General features: G+C 54.5%; 16 protein-coding genes. 7 read left to right on the top strand and 9 right to left on the bottom strand.

Going from position 1 to position 17579, the window contains the following annotated elements; translation table 11 throughout:
• Window positions 1-5: 5 nt before the first annotated feature.
• Window positions 6-944: an SDR family oxidoreductase gene (locus H6F94_RS01020; RefSeq protein ID WP_190800366.1), complete on the bottom strand. Its 939-nt coding sequence runs from the start codon at window positions 942-944 to the stop codon at window positions 6-8.
• 140 nt (window positions 945-1084) lie between these two features.
• Here H6F94_RS01020 and H6F94_RS01015 point away from each other — a divergent pair, with 140 nt between their 5' ends.
• Window positions 1085-1939, top strand: a complete 855-nt coding sequence (locus H6F94_RS01015; protein WP_190800365.1) for a helix-turn-helix transcriptional regulator — start codon at window positions 1085-1087, stop codon at window positions 1937-1939.
• Window positions 1940-2075: 136 nt separating this feature from the next.
• Here the strand turns inward: H6F94_RS01015 and H6F94_RS01010 are convergent, their stop codons facing one another.
• The gene (locus tag H6F94_RS01010; protein WP_190800364.1) at window positions 2076-2351 is read right to left on the bottom strand and encodes a hypothetical protein; all 276 of its coding nucleotides are present in this window, start codon (window positions 2349-2351) and stop codon (window positions 2076-2078) included.
• A gap of 741 nt (window positions 2352-3092) precedes the next feature.
• Here H6F94_RS01010 and H6F94_RS01005 point away from each other — a divergent pair.
• From H6F94_RS01005 to H6F94_RS00995, 3 genes are all read left to right on the top strand, one after another.
• Complete coding sequence (locus H6F94_RS01005) at window positions 3093-3770, top strand: response regulator transcription factor (RefSeq protein ID WP_190800363.1); 678 nt, start codon at window positions 3093-3095, stop codon at window positions 3768-3770.
• A gap of 141 nt (window positions 3771-3911) precedes the next feature.
• On the top strand, window positions 3912-6563 hold the full coding sequence (locus H6F94_RS01000) for a PAS domain-containing sensor histidine kinase (RefSeq protein ID WP_190800362.1): 2652 nt from the start codon (window positions 3912-3914) through the stop codon (window positions 6561-6563).
• 454 nt (window positions 6564-7017) lie between these two features.
• The gene (locus tag H6F94_RS00995; RefSeq protein WP_190800361.1) at window positions 7018-8037 is read left to right on the top strand and encodes a glycerophosphodiester phosphodiesterase family protein; all 1020 of its coding nucleotides are present in this window, start codon (window positions 7018-7020) and stop codon (window positions 8035-8037) included.
• 223 nt (window positions 8038-8260) lie between these two features.
• Here the strand turns inward: H6F94_RS00995 and H6F94_RS00990 are convergent, their stop codons facing one another.
• Window positions 8261-8746, bottom strand: a complete 486-nt coding sequence (locus tag H6F94_RS00990; RefSeq protein WP_242040920.1) for a hypothetical protein — start codon at window positions 8744-8746, stop codon at window positions 8261-8263.
• A 148-nt stretch (window positions 8747-8894) separates the two neighbouring features.
• Window positions 8895-9077: a hypothetical protein gene (locus H6F94_RS00985; protein WP_190800360.1), complete on the bottom strand. Its 183-nt coding sequence runs from the start codon at window positions 9075-9077 to the stop codon at window positions 8895-8897.
• Between the two features lie 84 nt (window positions 9078-9161).
• On the opposite strand from H6F94_RS00985, the gene H6F94_RS00980 reads away from it, so the two are divergent.
• The gene (locus H6F94_RS00980) at window positions 9162-9434 is read left to right on the top strand and encodes a hypothetical protein (protein WP_190800359.1); all 273 of its coding nucleotides are present in this window, start codon (window positions 9162-9164) and stop codon (window positions 9432-9434) included.
• A 122-nt stretch (window positions 9435-9556) separates the two neighbouring features.
• On the opposite strand, the gene H6F94_RS00975 is transcribed toward H6F94_RS00980, so the two are convergent.
• The 3 genes from H6F94_RS00975 to H6F94_RS00965 form a co-directional block, all read right to left on the bottom strand.
• Window positions 9557-11029: an amidohydrolase gene (locus tag H6F94_RS00975; RefSeq protein WP_190800358.1), complete on the bottom strand. Its 1473-nt coding sequence runs from the start codon at window positions 11027-11029 to the stop codon at window positions 9557-9559.
• An 80-nt stretch (window positions 11030-11109) separates the two neighbouring features.
• Window positions 11110-12426 carry a glycosyltransferase family protein gene (locus H6F94_RS00970; RefSeq protein WP_190800357.1) on the bottom strand — a complete coding sequence of 439 codons (1317 nt, stop codon included), beginning with the start codon at window positions 12424-12426 and terminating at the stop codon, window positions 11110-11112.
• Window positions 12423-13214 carry a helix-turn-helix domain-containing protein gene (locus H6F94_RS00965; RefSeq protein WP_199320102.1) on the bottom strand — a complete coding sequence of 264 codons (792 nt, stop codon included), beginning with the start codon at window positions 13212-13214 and terminating at the stop codon, window positions 12423-12425. Before H6F94_RS00965 ends, H6F94_RS00970 begins: the two co-directional genes overlap by 4 nt.
• A gap of 119 nt (window positions 13215-13333) precedes the next feature.
• Between H6F94_RS00965 and H6F94_RS00960 the strand changes: the two genes are divergently transcribed.
• Together H6F94_RS00960 and H6F94_RS00955 are read left to right on the top strand one after the other, a co-directional pair.
• Complete coding sequence (locus H6F94_RS00960) at window positions 13334-13960, top strand: flavin prenyltransferase UbiX (RefSeq protein WP_190800356.1); 627 nt, start codon at window positions 13334-13336, stop codon at window positions 13958-13960.
• 101 nt (window positions 13961-14061) lie between these two features.
• On the top strand, window positions 14062-14628 hold the full coding sequence (locus H6F94_RS00955; protein ID WP_190800355.1) for a lipopolysaccharide assembly protein LapA domain-containing protein: 567 nt from the start codon (window positions 14062-14064) through the stop codon (window positions 14626-14628).
• A 60-nt stretch (window positions 14629-14688) separates the two neighbouring features.
• Here the strand turns inward: H6F94_RS00955 and H6F94_RS00950 are convergent, their stop codons facing one another.
• Together H6F94_RS00950 and H6F94_RS00945 are read right to left on the bottom strand one after the other, a co-directional pair.
• The gene (locus H6F94_RS00950; protein WP_206757705.1) at window positions 14689-17082 is read right to left on the bottom strand and encodes an endonuclease MutS2; all 2394 of its coding nucleotides are present in this window, start codon (window positions 17080-17082) and stop codon (window positions 14689-14691) included.
• Window positions 17083-17133: 51 nt separating this feature from the next.
• Complete coding sequence (locus H6F94_RS00945; protein ID WP_190800354.1) at window positions 17134-17391, bottom strand: hypothetical protein; 258 nt, start codon at window positions 17389-17391, stop codon at window positions 17134-17136.
• Between the last annotated feature and the right edge of the window lie 188 nt (window positions 17392-17579).

Below are 17579 nucleotides of genomic sequence, written 5' to 3'. Positions count from 1 at the left end.
TTGAATTAAAGAGTTGAGTTGAGCATTTGACGATAGGAACCGTGTTCAATATCATCGAGTAGGTCAGGGTAGCCGCCAGGTTGCCAAGCCAACTCCGTCATCGCTTTGGTTGCGGAAACTTGATTGTTCATCGACATAAATGCGGTTACGACTGGTCCTAAAGTCACTTGTGCGTCTTCTAGGGCAAGGCTTTCAGTTCGGCAACCCACTGCCCGACTGATCGCTTCGGCCATAGCTTTGGCGGTAATCCCAGACCGGGTCGTCGCATGAAAGATTGAACCAGCAGCCACTTTTTGGAGTGCTAAAGCCTCAAGTGCCAAAACATAAAGCTGTGCGGCATCGTCCACATGTACGGCAGACGCTTGATTCGTCCCAGTTTCGATATAGTGAACTACCCCAGTTTGCTTGCCTGCCTGCATTTGCATGGGAATGAAAACACTGCCACCTCGTCCGTAAACAAAAAGTGGCAGGCGGATAACGAGGCTGCGAATGCCCTGTTCTGCTGCGCGTAGAATATCTTGTTCCGCTTGGGCTCGTGCTGCTAGAACGAAAGTTGGATCGATGGCAGCAGTCTCATCAACTAGTTCACTACCTGTATCTCCTAAAAGCCCCGTACCAGAAGTAGCAATCAGTGGCTTGTCAGAGTTAACTAATGCCTGAACAAAAGCGGCAATGACTTTACGCTCAATGTCAACAGCACTGTCGAAGTTGTTAAAGTCATGAATGAAGGCAGTATGGATGACCCCATCAGCTGCTTTTGCGGCAGATATAAGACCTTCTGGCTCCTGCAAATCTCCCCGGTAGGGTTCAATATTGCGCTCGCGTAGAACAGCTTCTGCCGCATCGTTTCTAGCAAGTCCAACAACCCTGTGCCCTGCTGCCCGCAATTTTTCAGCAACGACTGTGCCAACGTAACCTGTGGCTCCGGTCAGAAACACTTTCATTTCTCGTTCTCCTAGAAGATCCGAACAGAGCGGCGGCTTGTCTTTTCAAATTAGCGGCCTGTTCATGCCGGTACCAGAGAGCGTTTATGCTGGTATAAATTCTGCTAGCTTGCGGCTCTAAAAGCTCTGGATAGATTTAGATGGATGATGGGCAGCGACGTCGGGAGTTAACTGACTTTTTGCGAACGCGCCGGGCTCGCCTTTCGCCTGAAGCTATGGGGCTACCCAACGGCAACCGTCGCCGTACACCTGGCCTACGGCGAGAAGAGGTGGCCCAACTTGCCAATGTCAGTACAACCTGGTACACATTTCTAGAGCAGGGCCGCGATATTCGGGTGTCTGCTCAAGTTTTGGAAAGCCTGGTTCGCGCACTGCAACTAACGCCCGCTGAAAGAGCTCATTTGTTTCTCCTGGCGCTCCAGCAATCCCCACCTCATTTAACGCAACAGCCAGAAATTGTTAGTCCGGCCCTTCAGCGTTTGTTGGCTAGTTTTGATACGGGTCCTGCTTACATTACTGGGCGCAGGTGGGATGTTTTGGCCTGGAACGCGGCTGCGCCGATTCTGTTGGGCAACCTCGATGCCATGCCTGTGCGGGAGCGCAATATCATTTGGCTCTTCTTCACCAATTTGGAGCTGCGTCGTAGCCTAGTGAACTGGGAGGAACATGCACAGTTCATGTTGGCAAAATTTCGCTGCGCCTGTAGTCGCTACATTGGCGATGAAGCGTTCGTAGAACTCATTGAAGACTTGCAAAAGACCAGCCCAGAGTTTCAGCAGTGGTGGCCTCGTCACGATATTAAAGGTAGATGTGAAGGACTGAAAGAGTATGAGCATCCAATTGTGGGACGGCTGATGTTCGAGTACACCACTTTTCTGGTGGAGGGAACTCCAGACTTGAGATTTGTCATCCACACGCCCCAACTCAATTCAGGCACTGCCGAGAAATTTCAGCAGCTCAAGCAGTTGCATCAAAAAATGCATTTAGTGCTCTGATTGAGCCTCTGTGGTTCAGCCTGGTTATCCTGCTGGCTAGAGATAGAGACACAAATTGAGAGTGCTCGGAAGTTATATAGAAATTTCTGAGCAAGAAATTTTCTGCCCAACCAGTCTGCCCCAGATGAGTTGATTGCTAGCTTCCAGAATTGTGCCTTTGCCTGATTTGAGCATGAGCCAGATCTACTAGCTTTTGTTGCAAGCAGGACTCTAATACCTCTCGAAGAGCCACAAACTGAGGCAATCGGGTGAAGACATGCACAGCACGCTCCTGCCAGGTCATGGTTCCATTTTGTGCATGGCCCAACGGCAATTCAGCTTCTTGAAAAAGTTGCTGTTGCTCCAAGCAAAGTTCCTCTAATCTCTGCCACAGAGCTGTAATTTCTGCCTCTAGCAATTCGATCTCTTGCATGAGTTGAGTTTCCTTCTACTGCTGGCTAGTAGCTCGTTCATTAATCTAGTCTTGGCGAAGAATACAAGAAGAAGCTCTACCCAACTTACTGTTTTGCCTACTGTTTCTCGCCTCTTTCAATCTTTACTCCGTCTTGAGCTGACCTGCCGCCAACCTGCTGAGGAAAAACGTTTCTTAAACCTATTTTTCACGTATCTCATACATAGCCTTGTAAGGCAGGTAGTGCTTAGTCTGGTGGGTAACAGAGGGTAAGCTACCCAGTATTGAAGCGCTGGTACTAGAGCACTGGTACTAGAGCACTGGTACTAGAGCCATCTTTTTAGAGTCTCCTTTTGCCAGCTCCCTTTCGGCGACTCTAGAGAGGATGGGGCATATCTGCAAAGCTTTTAGCGCAAACTGGTGCATTAATTGATCAAGATTAAGAATCGATCTAGCCTACTTGCACATTCTGGGGCACCTTACTGCGCGCCGTACCTAATTTTTAGGTATGAGCACCTGAGTATTTACCTCCTGTGGTTTGTATAGTCTTAAAGATCAGGGTGAATATTACGTATGCCTTAAAAGATTCAAGGACTTCATGACAGCAGTTGCAGTACTCAGCCTGTAGCATTGCTAACATCGAGAAGTGTTTTTTTGTCTTCGCCGGAGGCTAGCCTTTAGAGATAAGGGTTGCCGTCCAGCGCACTGTGACTCCACTTCTGCTGATCTTGCTGGGCACTTGTCTAATCCGCAAGGGTGCCTATGAAACGTGTGTTGATTGTAGATGATGACCCTAACTTTATTGCCGTTTTAAGAGCGTTACTGGAGGGACGCGGTTATAGGGTTCAGACAGCGCAGGACGGACTAGAAGCCCTCGAACTTCTAAAGCAACAGTCAGAGCAGTTGCCTGATATTGTTGTTGCCGATGTTGCTATGCCGCGCTGTGACGGCCTAGAGCTTTGTCGTCGGGTTCGACAGGATCTGGGCCTTGACCTGCTGCCCTTTATCTTTCTGTCTGCCCGTACCCAGCCTCAAGAGCGAGTGGCTGGCCTGCGCCTCGGTGCAGATGACTACTTGACTAAACCCTTCGTGACTGAAGAGTTAATCGTCCGTATTGAGAACGCGATTGAGCGAGTCCGACGGATGCAGTCAGAAATTATCCGGGCCACTCGTCAGCGAGCAAGCGCCCAGTCGCTTTTCCGTGCAGGCGGCCTGTTACCAGACTCCCTAGCGGCAGGCTCCCCAATTGCGAACTTGAGTCCGACGGAGCAAGAGGTTTTCCAGTGGGTCGCTCGTGGCCTGACCAATCAGGAAGTTGCAGACCAGATGTACATCTCCAGGCGCACCGTGCAGGGACATGTGGCCAGCATCCGCGCCAAGCTGGACTTGCCTCGTCGAGAATCGATTATTCAGTTCGCCCATGAGCATAGTTTGATTTGAGCTTGTTTTGTCTTTGGTCTTGAATTTCTAGTCTCGAATCTTGAGTTTCTAATCTCAAATCTCAACAGGGTGTCCTCGCTGTCTCAACCGAAAGCACTGCCTAAAACAAATTAGCTTTGGCTTATTAGAGGACCTGATCAGATGCGAACTAGCGAACAAATTTGGCTAGAAATCGAAGCTTATCTCGGCTTTGTTCCTCCCTTTTTTGAGCCAGCACAGCAAAATCCTCAAGTATTAGAAAATCTATGGCAACAGACACTCTTGGCTTATTTACAGAGTCCGCTACCAACTCTGTTTAAAGAAAAGCTGTCTGCTTATCTCTCGCGCTACTGCACTGTTCCCTATTGCCTGATTTGCCACAGTTGCAGCCTGCGTCCCCTCGGTATGAGTGCGCAGGCTGTGTTGGCCTTGTTACAGGCACCCCCTCCGCTGCCTGTAGAGATTGAACAACACCTCGCGCTACTGGCTGAGATACCAGGTGCTCTAAGCAGGTGGCCGGAGACTGATTCGGTGCTGGAAGAAAGCTTATTGGCTTGCTCTATTTTTGTTGCGATGGAGTCTACTGAAGCTGACCATTGCCGCAATCGGTTACGTGACCTTTTAGGACCTGTCAACTATCAGCATTTAGCCATTTTTATTGCCTATATCAAAACTTGTCACGGCTGGATGGAAGCCCATCCTGAAATCACCTATGAAGCGGATCAACGGGCCCAGAAACACCTTGGTCCTCTCTTCGCAATGGAGCCTAGTTTGGCTGATTTTTTTCGCACCTACAGGGATTGGGTCAAGCGCGAACAGCTGAACCGAACCGAACAACTGGCAGAGCTGAACGAAGCTCTACGCAAAAGCGAAGCGAAAAATAGAGCCATTCTCAACGCAATTCCCGATCTCATGCTGCGACTTAGCCGAGATGGTACCTACCTGGAATTCAAGCGGTCTAAGGAGTTCGATATGCTCCTGCCGGATGACCAGGTTGTGAGCAGCAACGAGTACGATGTATTGCCGCATGAGCTGGCCCGTACGCGGATGCACTACGTTGAGCAGGCCCTCTTGACGGGTGAAACCCAGATTTTTGAGTATGAAATTTTGCTCAGTGGCACTATTCGCTATGAAGAAGCTCGCATCGTGGTGAGCGGCGAGGACGAAGTTCTAGCGATTATCCGCAACATTGATGACCGCAAGCAAGCCGAGGTACAAACCCGTTTATTGCACACTGAATTGGAGCAGCGGGTTTGCGAACGAACTGCGGCCCTTGCGGCCAGTGAGGAGAAGTTTCGCCAGTTAGCCGAAAACATTCGTCAAGTTTTTTTCTTGAAGTCTGTAGACGGCACGCAACTCTATGTCAGCCCAGCCTATGAAGAGGTATGGGGCCGCACCTGCAAAAGTTTGTACGAGCAACCTGACTCCTGGCTCGAGACCATTCATCCTGATGACCGTCAGGGCGTCTTGTCTACATTTAAAAGTGAGTTGGGAGCCAAAGGCAAACTCAACCTTGAGTATCGAATTGTGCGTCCAGATGGAGACGTTCGCTGGATTGGTGCTCACTCATTTGCCATTCGCAACGAGACGGGTCAGCTCGAGCGAATTGCCGGCATTGCCGAGGACATCACTGAGCGCAAACGGGCAGAAGCAGAACTCAGAAGCAGTGAAGAGCGCTTCCGAATTTCAGTTGAGAATTTACTAGATTGTTTCGGCATCTATGCAGCGATTCGCGACCCGTCAGGGCAGATTGTGGATTTCCGAGTTGAGTATGTCAACGCTGCTGCCTGTGTTCACAATGGCTTGAGCCGAGAGCAGCAAGTGGGCATGAGGTTGCTGCAACTGTTCCCCAGTCATCGGGAAATGGGGCTTTTTGATGACTATTGCCAGGTGGTTGAAACAGGTCAATCCCTGGTCAAAGAGGCTTTAGTTTATCGCGATGTTTATGGCAATCCATGCCTCACTCGCTCCTTTGATGTCAATGCCACCAAGTTAGGAGACGGCTTTGCCGTGGCTTGGCGCGATACCACCGAGCGTAATCGCACAGAAGCCCTCAAACAAGCCAATCGGGAACTGCAACAGGCGAATACTAACCTCACTCGTTTAGAAAAACTGAAATCTGAGATGGTGGCTGCGGTCAGTCACGAAATCCGGATGCCGATCACGACTATCGCCACAGCAGTCTCCGTTCTCAGATCTTCGGTGTCCTTGGAGCCTCGGAACCGAGAGATTCTGGAGATTGCCAATAGCGAATCGCTCCGTCTGACCCGACTGGTTGATGAGTTGCTCAATTTCTCTAAGCTTGACTCGGGTACCTACCGCTGGCACGAGGAAGCTGTCGATCTAAATCGCGTTCTCTGTCAAGCCATTCAGGCCACGCGTGCTCTCTATGAGAGCCGTGCGCTTAGCTTGCAACGCCCCTTAGCAGAACCCCAGGTGCAAGTCTGGGGGGACGCGGACCGTTTGGCTCAGGTGGTGATCAACCTGCTGGATAATGCAGCAAAATTCAGTCCTAGCCAGAGCCAGGTCTGTCTAGAGCTGAGCATTGAAGGTAAGGAAATTGAAGCTCAGGAAGCGGTTGTCGCTGTGCGCGACCAAGGACCAGGCATCGCTGCCGAGCATCAGGAACTTATCTTCGAGCTATTCAGCCAGCTTCCCCAAGCCAGCGGCAATCGCCCTCAGGGAGTGGGCTTGGGGCTCTACCTGTGCCGCAAAATTGTCTACCATCACGGTGGCAGAATTACAGTCGAGACAGAGCTAGAGCAAGGCAGTACATTCAAAGTGAGGTTGCCGTTGCTCAGCACAAAACCTTAATCCCAATCCCTAAGGCAGAACTATTTGGGAGGAATGCCTCAGCAGGGGCTTAACTTTCAGAGAGAACTTGAGAAGAAATAGCTGTAGATTGCGGGCACGCTTGATCCCAATCACTAAAGCCTTGAAGCGGGAGTAAACCCTGCGTTAAAGATTGCGTAAATCTGCTGAGCATCTTCCCCAAGATAGAGAGAGCTGGCATAGCATGAACCTATGGCAGTCGGGGCAATGCAGTTGCTAGGCCCAGGCTTCCAAGAAACGCCAGGGCCACAACCTAGCGCTTCTGAACCATCAGGGTAGCGTTTCCTTGCGATAGTAGAGCTGCAGAGGTGGGATAGTTTTCCCCTCTGCTCTTTTTATTCCCTACAGGGCTCAGAATCTTTCGCTTAACCTCAGACTTAACATCCAGTTCACCTTCGTTCATTAGGCTGGAGGAGGTGTGGTGGAGAAATGAGGAATGGCTCGCCCGATTAGCTTTTTGACGAGACGTTTAAAACGTTCTCGATTGCGTAAATCTGAATTGAGCAGGACGCAGCAGAGCAAGGCTGATCTACGCTACTTCGAAGTTCAAGGGCATCGCGGTGCCAGGGGCCTGCGCCCAGAAAACACCCTGGCTGCCTTTCACCTGGCTTTGAGCTTAGGGGTCGATGCCCTGGAACTAGATACGGGTTTGACCGCTGATGGCGTCTTGGTGGTCTGCCACAACCCAGAAATTCCCGCCAAGCTCTGCCTTCACCCCGATGGCACACCCGTCCGTCGTCGGCCCCGCTTGTTGATTCGTAAGCTGACCCTGGAGCAGGTGCAAGCCTTTGATTGCGGTTCGCGCAACCCCGACCCAGTGCAGTTTCCGATGCAGCTACTGTCCCCTGGTGAGCATATTCCGACGCTTGCCGAGGTTTTTGAGTATCAGACTCGTTATTTCCCCAAAACTCAGGCCCGTTACACGATCGAGTGCAAGATTAATCCGTTGCGTCCACGCGACACGTTTGGGCCAATATTCTTCGCCCAAAAAATAGTGAATCTGGTGCAAGAGTATGGGCTGCTGGAACGAGTCACGGTGCAGTCTTTCGACTGGCGAGTGCTCCTGGCGGTCAAACAGCTGAATGCCAAGATTCAAACGGCAGCTCTGGTACGCCAGCGTCGTGGCAGACCGGGAACCCTGCTCTCCCGCATGGGCATTGCCTCCCCATTTCTGGCAGGTCTGGATTTCCGACGGCATCAGCCGGATATTGCTGGCTTGCTACGGGCAGCAGGCTTTATTGACCGCTATTCGCCCAACTTTGAAACCCTGTTGCCAGAGTCGCGGGATTTCATTCAGCCGGTTCACGAGATTCAGCAGGCTGGTTTTCCAGTTGTGCCCTGGACTGTGAACAAAGCGACGATTATGAACCGGCTGATCGACTTGGGTGCCGATGGCATCATCACCGATTTTCCCGACGTGCTGCTGGAAATTCTGGCTCAGCGGGGCCTACGCTAGAAAATTAGGTATGGCAATTGGGCATAACAAGTAGGCATAACAACTTTAGAACCGCTTGAGTCGGTTGAGAGGCTCCTAAGCGAACTGAAATATTAGCCTGGATGACCCATTCAATTACCGGCTCAGCTCTAGTCAAGCTAAGCGCTTGCAACGGCTCTCTGCCAGCGGTTCAGTAGTCAATAGTCAATAGTCAGCAGTTAGGGAGTTGTCACCGGCAACCTACTTAACGGCAGCCAACTACCGAAGCCGTATAGGTATTCCCTAGGGCTACAGTGCCGCCGACATAAACGTTGACTTGATACGGTTGGTTGCTGTTATCGCGGGGCTGACCGGAAACGTAGAAGCGTCTGCCGCGAGTTAGTCGCACGTTGTTCTGGTTGTAAAACTGATCGCTCGTATCGTTGCTGTACTTCAAGTACATCTGAATGTTGTACTGGCCATCATTCTCCGGCAAAATCGTGACTGTATACCGTCGAAAGCGATTCCCGTTAGGCACGGCAAAATCTGTATTCCAGTTATTGCCAGTGACTAACGTGCCCGCTGGAGAAACTGTCTTGCGTACCTGAGTCCCGCGGCCGCCAACCACAGCCAACGCTGTGCAAGCTTGAGCTTGTGCAGGCGAAGTCGCTCGCCACTCAACACCACCGATGCCAACCGCCAAGGCCAAAACCGATACGCTAGTCATCAACCTGCGCTTCATCGTGTTCATGCTTGTTGTCCTCTAATCGCCAATACGAATAGCGAATACTGGGGGCAGATAGTGACGCAATTGAATACAGCTACCGCCCGCAGTTAGACCTTGAACGCTGGCAGCTGCTAAATTCTCAGCCTAGAGTTCTTTGTTAGGCTTCTCGCTGTCAGTTAATTGTTTGCTGAATAGTTCGTTGAGCGGGCAGCCACCTCAGCTGTACCCCCAGTTGAATCTCCGGTTGAATCCCCAGTTGAACCCGGTGCAGTGTGATCAGACCGGAGTTATCTGGTGATTCTGGACACTGAAGCTCCTGCTTGATATCTGGAGAATTCGCAGGTAAGCCACTCATTATTCTTATTCAGTAATTGGAATCTTGAGCTCAGCTCACTTCTGTGCCCCGAGACTGCGCCCGAGCCCCTATGGAGCCTTCGTCATGGATAAGCTGAAGTTCTCGCCTGTGCAAATTGCTCTGTACGAGCAGGGGTTTACCATCGGCTACCACTACGCTAGAGGGCTCTGTCGCACTGACAGTGAGCCGGAGGAAGTCATTAGCTTCGACTACCCCAACTTGGTGGCTGGCATGGCCTTATCCCGAGAGTTTGCCTTGGGTGTTCAAGATGGTTGCTCAGTGATTCTCCAGCCCAATGGCGTCAGCCAGGCTGAGGCTGAGCTGGCGGTTGATTTTGCTCCTTGCCCCGTAGGTTAGAGGTCCTGATCTAGGCAGGCAGCTAGATCGCAAGCCAATGAGTGAGCCCATCTAACGGGCTAATTTAGCGGCCTAATTTAGTGAGTCAGTCCACCAGCTAGCCCAACTGGTGGACTAACCTGCTAGGAATAACCGTGCACGAGCGGTAAGCCCATCACCTCGCGGTAGCGAGCCTCAACTAACGGGCGGCCCTGAACCGTCCGATCTTTGTGGTAGCCGCTATAGCGAATTAATTCTTCGCGCAGACGTTCCACGCTGCTGGTTTGCACGCTGCCAGCAGTAACAATCTGTTTGCCATCCACCCAGGCACTGTGAACCACATTGGTGGGACGACCCAGCACCAGCAAGCCCACCGGATCAGTACGTGGCAGTAGAGATAGGTTATTGAGGTCATAGAGCACAAGGTCAGCCTTCTGACCAACGCTCAGTGAGCCCATCTGGTCAGCGAGCCCCAAGCCCTTGGCCCCTCCCGCCGAAGCCATCTGGATCGCCTCGAACGGGGTAATCCAGTTGTGGTAGTCGGGGTCAGTAATGTTATGCAGGATCGAACCGATCTTGATTGCTTCCAGCATGTCTTGCCCGTCGTTGCTGGCGGCACCATCGCAGCCAAAAGAAACGTTGACCCCCAGAGCCCGGTATTTGAGCACGGGGGCAATACCACTGCCCAGGCGCAGATTGCTTAAGGGGTTGTGCACAACCGTGCTGCGTGTCCGGGCCATAATCTCTAGATCGGCCTCAGACAGCCAGACACAGTGCGCCAGCGAGGTGCGTTCGCCTAGATAGCCGATCCGCTCCAGGTGCTCGACTGCGGAGCAACCATATTTCTCTTGAGCCAGCAACTGTTGGGCGCGGGTTTCTAGCAGGTGGGCATGACGGCAGAGGTTGTGTTGGTTGCTGAGTTCAATGCAGCCCTGAAATAACTCATCCGAGCACAACTGAATGCCAGTGGGTGCCACCAGAACGCTGATGCCCTCTTCCGGTCGATGGTGAGCACTGACCACATCTGCCATCAGTTCCAGAGTGGCCTGGGTCGCCCGCAGGTAATCTGCAACCTGCACCTCAGTGCCCTTAGTGGGAATGCCTGCTGGTAGGGACTGATCTTGAATCAGCGGGCCAATGAAGGCGCGAATACCGACCTCGCGGTAGCCCCGCACTGCCGCAGCTACGGTTTCCCGCTCTTGGCCAGGAATCAGGACCAGGTGATCGACCACGCTGGTGCCACCAGACAGCAAAGTTTCGACTGCGGTGCCGATAGCGCTCAGGTAGACCTGCTCAGGGTCTAGGGGCGTGAAATCGTAGAGGTCGGCAATCCACAGTTCCAGGGGCAGCGGGGGGACTAAGCCCCGTTGCCAGAGTTCAGACGAATGGGTGTGCGCGTTGACAAAACCCGGCAGCAGCAGCTTGTCGCGGCCATCTACCACTTCGCCACCAGACTCTGAGCTGGACTCTAGCCCGTTCTGATTGTTGCCATTGGCGCTGTCGAGTTGGATGGCGACGATGCGGTCTTCTTGAATTTGAACTGTGGCGGTCTGGTAGTCAATGGCGCCATCTTCACCAACGCCAACAGCAATGAGTGCGTTCTGGATCGTAATCATGCGGACGAGCTTGCTCCGAACGAAACCTGATGACCTGGCTGCTGCCAACCAGCCTCCCATACCCTTAACAGTCTGCCAAGTTAGCTCAAGCGATTACTGGCTCGGGCACCTGGAAGCTGAGCCACTACCAGGTTTACCAGCTTGTGAGCGGCCCCGGGTTCCCCGCGCACCTGACGCAAGCGTTCGCGGATCTGGCTGAGCTGTGTAGGGTCATTTAGGAGTTGCAGGGCGTGCTGACTGACCAGTTCGGGGGTTAAGTGGCCCAGCAGTTCGGGCACAATCGGCTCGCCTGCCCAGATATTAGGCCAAGCCAGCAAACCCTGACGACGACGCAAGGCCCGCAGCATCAGCCGGTTGATCAGTTTGGCGAACCAAGTGCCAATTACAGGTAGATTGGCTAGCAGACCGGGTAAGCCATCCCAAGCTCGCATGGCATCTAGTTGATTGGTAGGCACCACTACCAGCATGGGTACCGCTAATGCCCCTAGCTCTGCTGTGTTGGCTCCTACTGTGGTGATGCACAGACGGCATTGGGACAGTAGGGCATAGGCCGGTGAACCAGTCCAGAGGTCCACGCGGTTACCAGCTGCGGTTTCAAAGGCTAGCCCTGAGCCTTGAGCAATGAGCTTGCCCGATGTACCGCCTATCAAAGCCATCGCCGGGTTGCGTTTGGCATGGGCAAAGTGCGCCAGGCTTTCCGGCTGCAAACTGGGAGCCACAGGGATAACAAAGCGAGCCTTGGGATGAGTTTGGACGATCTGGTCTGCAACCGCCAGCATCAGGGGCACGCCTTGGGCCAGCTTGGCTGGTTTGGAACCGGGCAGTAAACCGATGAGTTCAGCATCGGGCTGGAGAGCCAGACCGTTTTGCACGTCTGCCTCTAGCTCCGGGTTCAGGTTAGCGGCTTCAGCAATCAGATCTCCCACTACGGTCAGCCGTTCTGGATACTGAGCTTTGCGCAATACCTTGGCGCTCATCACCCCAAAGGCATCAATCCAGCCTTGCCAGCGCGCTTCCCACTCGGCATAGACCACACTGCGGTAGCCCAGTCGTCGTGCAACTACGAGGGTGAAAAACTGGTCGCCACCCAGAAACAGCACTACGCCCTGCTTGCGCCAGGACCAGGGCTTGCCGGTTAGGCAATCTCGGGTTCGACCCAGCAGCAGAAACGAGACAAAATGCTCTGGCCCCTGCACCCGATCCACTTCGGCGTAGCCCAAAGCGATTTTGGCTTCCTGACCGCTGGCGTGGGGACAGGGCGAGAGCACCACGGAAACGCGTACCTGCTGCCGGTCCTGGCCTAGTTGTTGCCGCAACTCGCGCACCACTGGCTGCACCCAAGTCGCCAACTCGCCCGGACCGTTACTGAGAATCAAAATATCGACTGGGGAACTCATACAGGGCTCACTCGCGCCCGGTAGAGCAGGGTGTCACCTTGGCGATAGCCCACATAGCGCACGCGTACCGAGTCCCCTGGCTGAGCCGCCCCTTCAAGCTGATGCAGTTGCGGGTCAAAGGCCGTTTCGCTACCCACCTCACCGATCGGCTCAATGCCCCAATCTGACAACAGTTGCTCCAGCGGACGCAGAATTGGCAGCAGGTTTTTAGCAGGAGCTTGAGGGTTTTTAGTCGCTGCGTAGGCGGCAGTTGGCCATTGCAGCAGTAGGGATTCCAGCGCTTGTAGAGTTTGAGTGCGGAACTGCTGCTCCAAGTCCTGCTGCTGGCTTTGCAGTTGTGCCTGAAGGCGTTCATACTCGCTGCGCAAGCTTGCCAGCTCAATAGACAGCTCAGTATCGGGTTTGGCCGGATCCGGTTTGATTGGCTCAGGTTTGATTGGCTCGGACTTGGCTAGCTCAGGTTTGACGGGCTCGGATTTGACACCTGCTGTTTGAGTGGCTGCCTCGTCTTGGGGCAAGGCATCTGGGCTGAACTGCTGCAAAAACTCCTGTACCGACAGCTTCAGCACCTGGCTCAAGCTCAGCACTTGCTCGACCCGCAGTCGCGTTATCTGGCCCTGACGCAGCAGATCTAGGCTGCGGCGCGACACGCCAGCTCGACGGCTGAGATCCCTCAAGCTAGGGATCTCAGCTTGTTGCATAAGGTTCAGTAAGCAGGCCGTTCGGTCTAGTTCCACCCGTGCACCACAGAATTCATGCGCGACGCCCTTCATGCGCACTAACATCATGCGCAACAGCCTAATGCTCAGCTTAGCGGTCTTTAGGGCAAGGCAATGCGGCCAGGCTCCGCCCAGACTCCGCTAGCATCAGGCTAGGATGCGGATAGGCAATCACTGAGAAGGTTCTGTTGACTCGCGCTGTTCGCTACCCGCTGATTCTTGGCGTCACCGGAGCCTCTGGCTTAATCTACGCTGTCCGCACTCTAAAGTTTTTACTGAGCATTGACTATCCAGTCGAGGTGGTCGCCTCCCGCGCCGCGGCAATGGTCTGGCAGGCTGAGTACAACACCCGCATGCCCATCGAGCCGGAGCAACAGGCTCAGTTCTGGCGCGACCAAGCCCAAGAGCAGGGCGGTAAGCTCACCTGTCACCCCTGGGGTGATGTTGGCGCAACGATTGCCAGTGGTTCGTTCCGCACGCTGGGTATGTTGGTGATTCCCTGTAGCATGAGCACCATTGGCAAGCTGGCTGGGGGACTGAGTTCAGATTTGTTAGAACGAGCTGCCGACGTGCAACTCAAAGAGGGACGCAAGCTAGTCGTCGTGCCCCGCGAGACGCCGTTCAGCCTGATCCACCTGCGCAACCTCACAGCTCTAGCAGAGGCAGGGGCGCGGATTGTACCAGCTATCCCCGCCTGGTATCACCAACCCAAAACCATCGAAGACCTGGTGGATTTTGTGGTAGCCCGGGCTCTGGACCAGTTTGACATTGACAATGCGCTGATCCAGCGTTGGCAGGGCCGCTCCGAGCTTTAGGCTAACTGAGGCCAGAGGCAGAACCAGATGTGGGGCGTACGGGCGGAGGATAATGAGGGTGAGACCTGATTGCGGGCTGTGCCCTGTTGCCGCGTTAGCCTATGCCTGCCGTTCGCCTGATTCCGCTCTTGCTGCTCGTTGTGAGCCTGGGGCTGTTTATGTACCAGAACCGTTCGCCTGCGGTGTCGCTGGTGTTTTTGGGCAGTCGTTTGCTGCCGGTGCCGTTGTCGGTAGCGGTGCTGGGTGCCTTAGCCTTGGGCGTATTGGTGGCGCTGCTATTGGGGCTGCTGTGGTCGATGGGTGGTGGACGCGGCCAGGACCGCCGACAGGCCAAAGTAATCGACGAGTTGCGCGCCCGAGTGCAGGAGCTAGAAGGCGGCAAGGGGAAGAGCAGCAATACTTGGCAGTGGGCGCAAACTCAGCAGGCTCCCAATCCCAGCTACGCTGCCCCCGAACCTGAACCTACGCGCGAAAACTATACCGAGGTCTACCGCGCTTCGGATGGCACCTACCGCTCTGGCCCCCGTACCGCTCGTCAGGAAGACGACGGCTACCGGGAAGTCAAAGACGTCAAAGTTGAACGAGTGCCGCCGGACGAAGAGTTTGACGACTTCGATGACTTCGACGACTTTGATGACGACGATTCCAGCCGTCGCTATCGCCGGTAGTACCAGTGCTTGCGCTGAAGCCAAGGGATTAGGGATTAGGGACTATGCACGGAGCCCAATTCATGGTTTTAGGTAAGCAACTGTGACGCCAGTGCCGCCGTCAGTCCGTTCGGCAAACTCATAGCGCTCAACGCGGCGGTATTGCTTGAGAAAATCCTGGACAGCTTGCCGCAGCCGACCCGTGCCGTGACCGTGGATAATCCACAGCGCGCCACTCGCTTCTGCCAGGGCTCGGTCAAGCATCAGTTCCGCGTCAGATACACGGCTGCCACGCAAGTCGAGGGTATTGTGCGAGGTGCGGATGATTGGTTCTGCTGCCGCAGGTGGTAGCTCGGTGGCTTTGGGCGGAGGCGGTGCTTTTTCTTTTTTGGCAGTGGGTTCGGGCTTCTGGCCGTCTAGCGATTCAATGTCTGACAAAGAAACTGTCATCTTCATCAGGCCAAAGCGCACGGTCAGCTCGTTGTCATCATCTGGAGAACTGAGAACCTCGGCAACCTGCCCCAGGCGAGGAATACGCACTCGCTCACCCACTTGCGGCTGGTAGCTGGGCTTGCGCTTGGGTGGCGCTTGCTGGGAAGGCAGAAACTTGGCTGCAGCTTGATTGAGCGCCTCGGTTGCCGCCGAAGCATCTTGGGCGGTGGGGGTACCCTTTTGCAACCGCCGAATCACCTTGGCAATTTCTGATTTGGCTTCGGCAATCGCCTGAGCGATCGCCTGCTCTTGTTGTTGCTGAAGCTGGCGTTCGCGTTCGCGCAGAGCGGTTGCTCGATTGGCAACTTCTCGATGGAGACGCTCGGTGTTGGCGAGTAGGTCCGCGGCTTCGTGAGCCCGCTCTTCTTGGGTACGTCGTTGTGCTTCCAGACCCGCGATCACGTCATTCACGGCTTCGGAACTGCTGCCCACATAACCGCGAGCCCGTTCCAGAATCGTGCTGCCCATGCCCAGCCGGCCCGCAATCGTGAGCGCATTGGAGCGACCGGGAATGCCCCACAGCAGCCGGTAGGTTGGAGCCAGGCTGACATCATCAAACTCGACAGAAGCATTCTCAAAGCGCTCATCCTGATATTTCAGGGCTTTGAGTTCGCCAAAGTGTGTGGTGGCGATGCTGAGACGGCTGCGCTCGGCTAGTTCTTGCAGCAAGGCGGTGGCTAGCGCACTGCCCTCACTGGGGTCGGTTCCCGCGCCCACCTCATCTAGCAGCACCAGTGATTGGTCGGTCATCGTCTCCAGGATGCGACTAATCCGGCGGATGTGCCCGGAGAAGGTCGAGAGGCTTTGTTCCAGCGATTGCTCGTCGCCGATGTCAGCCAGCACAAACTCAAACCAGGGCAATTCGACGGGCTCTCGGGCTGGCACAAACAGACCAGCGCGGGCCATCAAAGCCGCCAAACCCAAAGTCTTGAGGGTGACTGTTTTGCCGCCTGTATTCGGGCCTGTGATCACCACGGTGCGAATCTGCGGTCGAATCAGCAGATCAACGGGTACGACGGCGTTGCCCCGTTCGTGCTGCTGTTGCCAGACCAGTAAGGGATGGCGCAACTGGCGCAGCACAATCGACTCGTCGCTGGCAATAAAGCGAGGTGAATTGGCTCCCAGCCACAGGCCATAGCGGGCGCGAGCAATAGCTAAATCAACTGCCGTAACCACAAACAGCAAATGCTCAAGGTCTTCCTGCACCTCCCCGACCTGGCCTGAGAGCCGAGCTCGGATAGCCTCTTCTTCGGCTTGCTCCTGCCGGGCTAGGGTGCGCAGTTGGTTGTTGAGGGGCACGACGGCATGAGGCTCAATGTAGAGCGTGGCGCCGCTACCTGAAGCGTCATGCACAATACCGGGAACTGCATCCTTCTGAGGCGCTTTCACCGGAATCACAAAGCGCTCACTGCGCTGGGCGATCAGATTCTCCTGAATGGCATTGGCCTTGCGCTGGATCAGATTCTGGAGCGTCTGATAAATCTGGTCGCGCACCTGCCGCAGCCGCTCGCGCAGACCCGCTAGCTTGTCACTGGCTCGGTCTGACACCCGCCCCTGCTCGTCGATGCAGCGGTGGATTTCCTGCTCGAGTTCTGGGTAGGTGCGCACGTGGGACACCAACTCTTGCAGCACTGGCATGTCTTCCTGGTCGTCTAGGGCACGGCGCAGATTGCGCACACCGCCGAGGGTTTCGGCGATCTGAGCTAGTTCTTCACCGCCCAAGGTGCCACCAATGCCAGCACGGGCGACGGCTGCACCAATATCGTGGATGCCTTCCAACGGCAAGCCACTGGCCAGACGGTTCTCTAAGGTGGTTGCTTCACGGGTTTGAGCGAGGAGGGCCTCACTGTCGGCCTGAGTTGCCGGTAGGGGCAGTCCTCGGGCAGCAGCAGAGCCTAGTTTAGTTGCAGCAAAGGTTGAGAGGTGCTGGCACAGGCGGGGCCACTCCAACAGCTCTAGGGCTTCGAACTGGATGGGAGGCAGAGAAATAATCTTAGGCAGAGCGCTTATTTCATCTTAATCATTCTGACCGGATCATTCCGGTGCATTGGGACGACGCAAGGGCTCTTTAGGCGGTCGCTCATCGCTCCAGCCCCACCACACGCAACCACAACGGCACTGATAGAACTCCTGCCACTTGCGCCGCCCCAACTCGGTAAGCACTGGAGAACGACGGTTTAGCCAGACGGCAACAGCTTCAACTGACTCAGCTGTGCAAGTTGGACATTGAAAACCGCGAGCGTGGGTTGCTTTCTCAGTCCAGGTGGGGGGCTGAGCACTGAAGGCATCCATAGGCGCAGGCAAGTTGTTTCCCCAAGGTTATTGCCCCAAGTATTGCGTTTTTCGTCCCGGACTGCGTAGAAACCAGAATAAACCCAGGAGAATGCAGGCCATGCAATGCAGACCATGATGCGTCAGGCATTATCAGGTCATCAATTTAGCCCTCTTAGCCCTCGCTTGAGTCAGAGGCTCATAAACTG

The organism is Leptolyngbya sp. FACHB-261 (genome assembly GCF_014696065.1).
Classification (GTDB): domain Bacteria; phylum Cyanobacteriota; class Cyanobacteriia; order FACHB-261; family FACHB-261; genus FACHB-261.
This window is presented reverse-complemented; position numbering and strand designations above follow the sequence as displayed.

Excerpts from the sequence above, each read along its gene's own strand:
- H6F94_RS01005 (WP_190800363.1), top strand. The coding sequence starts at position 3,093 with ATGAAACGTGTGTTGATTGTAGATGATGACCCTAACTTTATTGCCGTT.
- H6F94_RS00985 (WP_190800360.1), bottom strand. The coding sequence starts at position 9,077 with ATGAGTGGCTTACCTGCGAATTCTCCAGATATCAAGCAGGAGCTTCAG.
- H6F94_RS00970 (WP_190800357.1), bottom strand. The coding sequence starts at position 12,426 with ATGAGTTCCCCAGTCGATATTTTGATTCTCAGTAACGGTCCGGGCGAG.
- H6F94_RS00945 (WP_190800354.1), bottom strand. The coding sequence starts at position 17,391 with ATGGATGCCTTCAGTGCTCAGCCCCCCACCTGGACTGAGAAAGCAACC.
- H6F94_RS00980 (WP_190800359.1), top strand. The coding sequence starts at position 9,162 with ATGGATAAGCTGAAGTTCTCGCCTGTGCAAATTGCTCTGTACGAGCAG.
- H6F94_RS01000 (WP_190800362.1), top strand. The coding sequence starts at position 3,912 with ATGCGAACTAGCGAACAAATTTGGCTAGAAATCGAAGCTTATCTCGGC.
- H6F94_RS01020 (WP_190800366.1), bottom strand. The coding sequence starts at position 944 with ATGAAAGTGTTTCTGACCGGAGCCACAGGTTACGTTGGCACAGTCGTT.
- H6F94_RS00995 (WP_190800361.1), top strand. The coding sequence starts at position 7,018 with ATGGCTCGCCCGATTAGCTTTTTGACGAGACGTTTAAAACGTTCTCGA.
- H6F94_RS01015 (WP_190800365.1), top strand. The coding sequence starts at position 1,085 with ATGGATGATGGGCAGCGACGTCGGGAGTTAACTGACTTTTTGCGAACG.
- H6F94_RS00990 (WP_242040920.1), bottom strand. The coding sequence starts at position 8,746 with ATGAACACGATGAAGCGCAGGTTGATGACTAGCGTATCGGTTTTGGCC.
- H6F94_RS01010 (WP_190800364.1), bottom strand. The coding sequence starts at position 2,351 with ATGCAAGAGATCGAATTGCTAGAGGCAGAAATTACAGCTCTGTGGCAG.
- H6F94_RS00975 (WP_190800358.1), bottom strand. The coding sequence starts at position 11,029 with ATGATTACGATCCAGAACGCACTCATTGCTGTTGGCGTTGGTGAAGAT.
- H6F94_RS00965 (WP_199320102.1), bottom strand. The coding sequence starts at position 13,214 with ATGATGTTAGTGCGCATGAAGGGCGTCGCGCATGAATTCTGTGGTGCA.
- H6F94_RS00955 (WP_190800355.1), top strand. The coding sequence starts at position 14,062 with ATGCCTGCCGTTCGCCTGATTCCGCTCTTGCTGCTCGTTGTGAGCCTG.